This window comes from Blautia glucerasea (genome assembly GCF_013304385.1).
Classification (GTDB): Bacteria; Bacillota; Clostridia; order Lachnospirales; family Lachnospiraceae; genus Blautia_A; species Blautia_A ammoniilytica.
The window spans coordinates 1-359 of sequence record NZ_JAAITU010000161.1 but is presented as its reverse complement, the minus strand read 5'-3'; the positions used below and the strand labels follow the sequence as shown (position 1 = coordinate 359).

Sequence of the window (359 nt, the reverse complement as noted above, 5' to 3'; positions counted from 1 at the left end):
TGAAGCGGAGGTATGTATTATGAATATAGGATTTTGGTCGTGTATAATTTTGGTAATACCATTTCTGATTATAGGTGTGTTATTTGCGATTTTTAAGGAAAAAGCAGCAAAATTTGTTTCAGGATTTAATTCATTTTCTAAAGAAGAACAGGCATTGTATGATAAAGCTCATATCTCTCGTGATATAAGAAATCAGTGCTTTATGTGGGCTATTATAATGTTGGCAGGAGCATTATTATCCTGCTTTTTAACCCCATATATAGCTATACCAACCTATATTATTTGGTTAGTTCTGTTTTTTAGAGAAGTCCACTTTGATAATCATAAAGCGTTTGAAAAATATTTATTAAAGTAAATTC

At 30.1% G+C, this 359-nt stretch carries 1 protein-coding gene; it reads left to right on the top strand.

Features of this window, described 5'->3' with window-relative positions; genetic code table 11:
- The first annotated feature begins 19 nt into the window (after positions 1-19).
- Entirely contained in the window at positions 20-355 is a 336-nt protein-coding gene (locus G5B11_RS18865) for a DUF3784 domain-containing protein (RefSeq protein WP_021982867.1), read from the top strand.
- Positions 356-359 lie beyond the last annotated feature (4 nt).

Excerpts from the sequence above, each read along its gene's own strand:
- G5B11_RS18865 (WP_021982867.1), top strand. The coding sequence starts at position 20 with ATGAATATAGGATTTTGGTCGTGTATAATTTTGGTAATACCATTTCTG.